Genomic DNA, 7,125 nt, shown 5'->3' with positions numbered 1-7,125 from the left:
GTCCGGTTTAGCGCAAAAACAGGAAAAAAAACCAAAACCAAAACCGTATTCGAAAAAGGGACGATCAAAATCTAATTTTAGGTTCTGAAAATTGAATTTTTTACTCTCCTGATTATTGAAAGTCCGACAGACTCCTAGTCCCAAAAGATGCTCCAATAATAGTTATTGCTTTCTTTCATGAGCGTATGGATTTAATGGCTCGCTTGAAAAAAAGGTTGGGTTGAGTAGTAGCATTACCCCCTATGCTTAAACCCTACTGGCACAAAATTCTGTTTGTTTTTACCCCATGTCTTTCCCGATTTATATAACAGTAATACAATAGTCCTGAAACCAAAAAACCGGGCTCGATTAGCTGCTAGTTTTTAACTTCAAATCTGATTTACTTTATGAATATGACCCTAAAAGGGGAGGTTGTTTTGTTCTTAGAATCTACATTGCAATAAGAAAGAGAGCAGGTATTATCATTTTTGATAAGGTTTCTTTACAGGTTTAGACCATAATTTTAAGGGTTGATCTATAAAATAAAGTTTTATAGATCATTTTTATATGCTATATTGATCTATAAAAGACGGGTTTATTAATCATGATTTGGAATTGGCAACACAAAGATTGGCCGGAATTCACTTATAATAAGGCGAATTTTGTAGGATTTGAAAAAAAATTCATTGAAAAGGCTGGCATTATACAAGGCAGTCTTCAGCATATTGATGAAGCTCACCAAGAAGCCCTGAAGATCGACCTGATGAGCGATGAAGCGCTTAAAACTTCTGAAATAGAGGGTGAAATACTGAACAGGGATTCCGTGCAATCCTCTATTCGGAAACATTTTGGCCTGCAAACTGATCACCGAAGAATACCATCGGCAGAACAGGGTATTGCTGAAATTATGGTCGATCTGTACCGGAATTATCAAAAGCCCTTAAATGAAGACATCCTGTTTTACTGGCATAAATTCCTTACCAATGGAAGACAGGACCTGTTTGACATAGGGAGATACAGGACACATGAAGACCCTATGCAAGTTGTATCAGGGCCCCTGGGACGGTCAACTGTTCATTTTGAAGCTCCACCCTCGGCACAAGTCACTGATGAAATGAAACGCTTTATCAATTGGTTTAATGAGACAGAAAATCAGCTTCCAGCACTGACCAGGGCAGCAATTGCCCACCTGTACTTTGAATGTATTCATCCATTTGAAGATGGAAATGGAAGGATTGGTCGGGCCATCTGTGAAAAGTCACTGTCTCAAAGCCTGGGTCGGCCTGTTCTGATAGCCTTATCCCATACAATAGAAGAAGATAAAAAAGCCTATTATAAGGCTCTTGAGACCTACAACAAAGGTCTTGAGATCAATGGCTGGATTCAATATTTCTGTGAAACTGTTTTGAAAGCACAGGACTACACACAAAAAGTTATTCACTTTATCATTGAGAAAGGTAAATTCTACCAACGCTTCTCAGGACAACTCAATGACCGTCAGCTCAAAGTTGTTGATCGGATATTTAGTGAAGGCATATCGGGTTTCAAAGGTGGGCTTAGCGCAAAAAATTACAGCTCCATAACTGGAACTCCAAGTGCCACCACTACACGAGACTTAACAAAAATGGTGGAAATTGGTGCTTTTAAGAAAACAGGAGAGCTTAAGAGCACCCGGTATTATTTGAATATTAAGTTGATTTGATTACGGACAAATCACCTTTGTTTAAAGCCGACCAATGCGAAATTCCTGCCATTCCTGTCCCAGGTTTTTCCCGATTTGAAGACTATGGTTTCCACGATGTAATCATTACCCTTTCTACCTGTTTTAAGAATTGTGAAATGATCCGGACTGATACGGAATTGCATCTGTTGGTTCTTGGTTTTGCTGATCTCCATATCCTTGCTGAAACTAAGGTTCTGAAAATCGACCAGATGCTTACCAATCATATTTGAAGCCCAGACATTGGTGTCGTAATTATCGTTGCTGGCAAAGAATTTCAAATTAAGGTTTCCGAGCAGGCTCTTGGTTTTGGCTTCCGGCTGGTCATTTCCCATCACATAGAAGATATTGTTAATGTTCTGCGTGATATATACGGTTGCTACCCATGAACTACGAGCTGTTGCCTGAAATTGGCTGTCCGTTTTATGGGTGCAGAATTGCTGGTATTCATCAATCCAAAGACCAACAGGCCTGGGGTTGTTCTCCGTCTCAATATCCCTGCGCTCCATTGCCGCCTGAAAGGTTGTTTTGAATATCGTTGCTGCATAAATGCCGGCAATACCGAATTCCTTGACCGGAAAATCTATCAGCACGATCCTGGCTTCTTTATAGATATTTTCAGGAAGTAAATCGGGGCTAAGTCCTTTTGCAAACTGATCTTTTAATATCCCTTTGTTCAAAAAAGGTTCTACAATACCCATAAAGCTTTCCACAATGATACTCGTTGCTTTTTCTCCGATTTTGGGGAATTCCTTGATCCAGTAATTCATGGCAAGTTCTAGCTCTTCGCTATCGGAAGTGTTAAACTCCTTATCGGATATTTTCAATAACACCTGAAGGAAATAGCTGGTTTCGATCCAGGACTCCAGCTCATCAGTAGCCTGTTTGCGTTGTTGGGGATCACCCCCTTTATTAGTTGCCTGAAGCTCCAGTTTTTGATAATAATCCGGCTCATCATCTTTAAAGCAATCAGTAACCAGTTTACGCATATTAGTTATGCTGACTTCTTCTCCTGCAAGCCTGAGTGTTGATATGCAACGGCTAATCAATCTTCGTAAGGATAAATCCCAGAAGCGTTCGTCTTTGCCGCCCCCTCCTCCGGAAAGGTAAACCCTGTTTTGCTCGTTAAGGCTCATCAAAGCTTCAACGGCATTCAGCACGTCTCCCGATCCTTCACCGATACGCTCCATTTCGTATTGAAGAAGATTGAAATGCAGGCCGCTTTCTTTGTTGAAAATGACCAGATCCTTCATGCGTTCCGGTGCAGCTTCTTTGATGTAAGCGAGCCATCTGTTCCGCTCATCTTTTTTGGCGCAGAGAATACACATGCCAAACTTACTTTTTAGCATTGCGTGTGCGATGTGTTTACCCGCCCCGCTTGATTTCCCACTCCCTGTTGCCCCCGTAATCAAAGTACCTTCAACAGCGTCTGCCCATGTAATCACGGTGTTTGTGCCAGGAACCTTGTAAAGGCTTGAATCAAGCAAAGCTTCATGTGATTTAGATTCTTTTGAGCCGAATAGTTTCATTGCTTTATTATTTTATGTTCTAACTAGAAGGTATCATGCACCTTACTCTCCAAAAATTCCTGAATGGAAGTCGGATCATAGAGGATGATTTTTTTGCTGGGCTGTGAAAACCTGATCTTGCCTTCATCACGGTAGCGCTGAAGGGTGGTGGTCGATTTGACACCCAATTCTTTCATTGCTTCTTCAGGTGTAAGCCAATTTCTTTCCTTTTTTGAACGCTTGCTCCCAATCCGTTCAACCACTCTTTCAATCAACTCAAAAAAGGCTTCTTCTTCGATCAGTATTACTTTCATCGCCTGGAAGTTTATTTATTCATTTTCTTTTATCTATCAATTCCACGATCTGGATTCCTCCCTCGCACCGCCTTAAATACAGGCTTCAATTCCTCGTTTTTCGGCTGAATGGCTCGATTATAATTTGCCATGAGCTTTCCGATTTGTTTGCGGGCCATTGCTTTGTCAGCTACTTCATTTTTAGGTTCTTCTTCTGGCTTCTCAACCTCCTTGTCGTTGAACCATTTACTCAGGTTTTCACCCTTGCGGTATTCACTCCGGCCCTCCCTTAAAACCTGATCTCTTTCACTTTGGTCTTCTATTTCCCTTGAATATCTGATGGTATCAGGTGAGGCATGTGTAAAGCCCGCCCTGTATCCTTGCGCCAGATATGCATCCGAAACCGCCCTTTTGTCTGACTTGGCCCGGTTATTGTTCAGATAGCGTTTCTTGATTTTTTGAATTGAAAAATATTGTCTTTCATCGCCCTGCTGGCTATATAAATCAAGGCGGTTTTGAGCCTCAGCTTCATTGAGGTTCTGAGGGCTCAGATTATATCGTTTTTTCTCGTTTCCTTTCATAACCCATATTGTTAATTGCTCTCATTTACAGCTTCGCCTTCAATAATAATGTCCTTAATAAATGTAGCTGCGCTTCCATCATCCTTGCCGCTGGCACTGGCTTTTATCCAAAGAATGTTCTCTCTGTTAAAGTGCTTGTGAACCGGACTCAAATTGCGTCCGACAATGGTTATCAAGAGTTCGTATGCCTTGATGTAAAGCCTTGCATTATTTTCCAGGATATAGATCGGAAGAAGGGCGTATGAAAAACTGTACTTCTTTTCTGAGCATATAATCTCAAAACGTCTGATCACTTCATCTTCTGAACCGATGGCGTAGAATTGACCTGTAGAAAATACCGCAGGACTATTCTCACCTGGCTCGTCCTTATCTGGTTTTTTGGATTCTGCCGGAAATATCCCTCGTAGTTTCTTTATGTCTTTGTCTTGATACCGCATGGTCCTCAATAGTTTTAATCCTGTTTTGATAATCCCGACGCTGCTTTTGTTCCAGCAATCGCCGCTTATGCGCTTCTGCAACCTGAGTTGCAGTCGTTCTTTCACCACTTCTTTGAATGGCTGATTTTAGTTCCTGTTTTGAGCTTGTGTATAAATTGATCCGTGTTCGTCCCCTGGAAACAGCCACATAGAAAGCCTGATCGTTGACAGCTCCGAATGAAGCATCACTCATGCTCACATAGACATCCTGGCAGCTACGCCCCTGAGCGGCGTGTGATGTGTTTACATGATTATGTGCTATATGATAGCTGTCCCTTGCCAGGGTCTTTCCATTCTCAAGCTGTATGTGGCCATTGCTAAATCCTTTTACAACTTGTGGCGTGCCGTTATTGACCTTTGTGCCTTCTTTCGATTTCAGGTTCACCGTAGGCCGTATCAGGTCACCCACGGCAATATTCATTTTGTCCTTTCGAAAGACGGAATAGTGTTCAGGGCTTTGGTGCGGCAGGGTCAAAACCTGTTTGGTTTTTAGATCACGCACCTTCACTTCGTCCTTTTTGCCAGGGGGCAAAACTTCATAATGCGACCCTGCTTTAAACCCTGCTTTGTTATCGACAGCCTTTTGGTTCTTAATGAAGCGAATAACATGGCCTTCCTGATACGAAATCACATCCTTCTTCTGGCTATCCGTCAGGCTTAAATCCTTCAGCGTATCAAAGGACTTTTCTTTGCCCCTGATCAGCCCTGCCTTTTTCAGCTTCTCACGAACAATTTCAGTGATTTTATCGCCCTCGGCATGTGTTGGACTTACAATTAAGGCACTGCGTTTTGCTTTGACGGAATTGATGTAATCATCACTGATTTTATTCAGACGATCCTCATATTCAGGAATCTCATGAACAGCCTTCATTTGTTTGTCCAAAATCTGATAGCCTTGAAGGAGCTTTTTTTGGCTAATCAGATCCACAGCCTTTTTATAGTCGGCTGGCTTCTGTCTCATATTCTGTTGAACATGGACAGTTTTTAGGCCTGATTGCTGAAGGATGCGAAGCGCATCCCCATATTCCCCGGGACTTGAGTGCTGCCGGATGTTTCCTGCCATGATCGTCCTGGCATTGCGTTCCTTACTGATCGTAAGGATTTTCGACATGGTCGGGATTCCGATCATAGAGGCCTCATCGACACATAATACACCGTCCTGAATGTTCTCCTGAAGCTTTGGATTGATCAGAAATGACGCTATGGTTTGTGCATCTTCAAATCCTTCCTTGCGAAGCACCTCCACGGCTTGCGAACTAGGAGCAATCGGGACAATGTTCCTGGAAACAGCTTTTAACCCATCGGACAATTCCTGCAACAAGGTGCTTTTCCCTGATCCTGCCTTGCCCTCTATGGCAAAAAACTGGTCTTGCGTACTCAAGGCTTCACGGATCGCTTTTCGCTGATCTTCGTTCAGGAATTCCCGTTTGATTTTGTATTCTGGGTTAAGCGCTTTGAATTTGCCCTTTCCGGAAACGGCCATAGTAATCATTCTCTCTTCCATTCGCACCATTTGACGGGTGCTCAGGATCGGAACGCCATGTTCTTCCGAGTAGAGAATATCCTCCCTGCTTTTTAACTCCTTTTCAAAATCAGCAGGACTGTGGCCACTGCCGTAACTTATCTCCATTGCTTTGCCCAATACCCTGTTGGTTTCTGCAATCGAGGCTCTTTGAAGGAAATGTTCAAGGCTTCTGTCTATTGCTTCTTTCGGGCTAATTGCGTTTGATGTTCTTTTTGACAGTCCTTTCAGGTTTTGAAGTGCATCAAATTCCTCTTTGCTCAACTGTGATTTCCAGAGATCATAAAGCTCGTTTTCAGGTACGGACTTGCTTTTTGATACACGACTGAGAGCGCCTAATTTTGATTTTTCCTGATCAGTCGTTATTCCTTTCTCTTTCGCAATCCGATCAATGATTTTTGACCTTTCTGAAAAGCGTTCATTGAGATGTGAAACACCAACAACCTCCCAGGCATCTTGCGTTCGCTCTACCTGATATCCCAATTCGGCAACTTTGTTATTGAGCACGGTATGAAAATATGACTGGAGGTATGGGGCTGATTTGTAAATCAAAAAAGGATCAATCGCCAAAACCTTATCCCGCCCTTTGCTGTAGGTGGCAGATATTAGGAAATTATGAATATGCTCCAAAGGCTGTCCGGCAAAGACTTTCTTGCCATTTCTATCATGCTCGACCGGCCTGCCAATCTTGTGGTGAAATTCAGCCCAGCAGGCATTGCCCGTTTGCTCAAAAAAACGGCCATATTGAGTGTTGGCCTGGGCAAGTATTAGGCGCTCAGCTTCTTCCATCATTTGGCGGTTGCTATCTTTAAAAGCCTTTTCAAGCGCTGGGTCATTGCTAAAGGCTGAAAGGATGCTAAAGCTCTTCGGCGGGAGGGTCGTTATGTCCCAGCCCACTTTACGATTATTGGAACTGCTACATTTGACAGGACAGTAAGTTAAGCTCGTTAAGCTAAATTTACATAAGATGAAACAAGAAAGAAGACACTTCGATAAGGAGTTCAAAATGATGGCAGTAAATCTGTGTTTGACAGGGAAGTCAACCA

General features: G+C 42.6%; 6 protein-coding genes. 1 reads left to right on the top strand and 5 read right to left on the bottom strand.

Annotated features, from left to right (window positions below):
- Positions 1–583: 583 nt before the first annotated feature.
- Entirely contained in the window at positions 584–1,681 is a 1,098-nt protein-coding gene (locus AAOP42_RS00230) for a Fic family protein (protein ID WP_349526443.1), read from the top strand.
- An 11-nt stretch (positions 1,682–1,692) separates the two neighbouring features.
- On the opposite strand, the gene AAOP42_RS00225 is transcribed toward AAOP42_RS00230, so the two are convergent.
- The 5 genes from AAOP42_RS00225 to AAOP42_RS00205 are packed head-to-tail and all read right to left on the bottom strand — an operon-like array spanning position 1,693 to position 6,976.
- Positions 1,693–3,228, bottom strand: coding sequence for a type IV secretory system conjugative DNA transfer family protein (locus tag AAOP42_RS00225; RefSeq protein ID WP_349526442.1), 1,536 nt, complete (start codon positions 3,226–3,228; stop codon positions 1,693–1,695).
- A gap of 23 nt (positions 3,229–3,251) precedes the next feature.
- Complete coding sequence (locus AAOP42_RS00220; protein ID WP_349526441.1) at positions 3,252–3,521, bottom strand: helix-turn-helix domain-containing protein; 270 nt, start codon at positions 3,519–3,521, stop codon at positions 3,252–3,254.
- Between the two features lie 29 nt (positions 3,522–3,550).
- Entirely contained in the window at positions 3,551–4,081 is a 531-nt protein-coding gene (locus AAOP42_RS00215) for a hypothetical protein (RefSeq protein WP_349526440.1), read from the bottom strand.
- A gap of 11 nt (positions 4,082–4,092) precedes the next feature.
- Positions 4,093–4,518: a hypothetical protein gene (locus AAOP42_RS00210; protein WP_349526439.1), complete on the bottom strand. Its 426-nt coding sequence runs from the start codon at positions 4,516–4,518 to the stop codon at positions 4,093–4,095.
- Positions 4,448–6,976, bottom strand: a complete 2,529-nt coding sequence (locus AAOP42_RS00205) for an AAA family ATPase (RefSeq protein ID WP_349526438.1) — start codon at positions 6,974–6,976, stop codon at positions 4,448–4,450. The genes AAOP42_RS00210 and AAOP42_RS00205 overlap by 71 nt, the downstream gene beginning before the upstream one ends.
- Positions 6,977–7,125 lie beyond the last annotated feature (149 nt).

The sequence above is a fragment of the Reichenbachiella sp. MALMAid0571 genome (assembly GCF_040151475.1).
GTDB lineage: Bacteria > Bacteroidota > Bacteroidia > Cytophagales > Cyclobacteriaceae > CAXBNB01.
This window is presented reverse-complemented; position numbering and strand designations above follow the sequence as displayed.

What these genes read in the sequence shown, in the direction of transcription:
- AAOP42_RS00230 (WP_349526443.1), top strand. Translation starts at nt 584, where the DNA reads ATGATTTGGAATTGGCAACACAAAGATTGGCCGGAATTCACTTATAAT.
- AAOP42_RS00225 (WP_349526442.1), bottom strand. Translation starts at nt 3,228, where the DNA reads ATGAAACTATTCGGCTCAAAAGAATCTAAATCACATGAAGCTTTGCTT.
- AAOP42_RS00220 (WP_349526441.1), bottom strand. Translation starts at nt 3,521, where the DNA reads ATGAAAGTAATACTGATCGAAGAAGAAGCCTTTTTTGAGTTGATTGAA.
- AAOP42_RS00215 (WP_349526440.1), bottom strand. Translation starts at nt 4,081, where the DNA reads ATGAAAGGAAACGAGAAAAAACGATATAATCTGAGCCCTCAGAACCTC.
- AAOP42_RS00210 (WP_349526439.1), bottom strand. Translation starts at nt 4,518, where the DNA reads ATGCGGTATCAAGACAAAGACATAAAGAAACTACGAGGGATATTTCCG.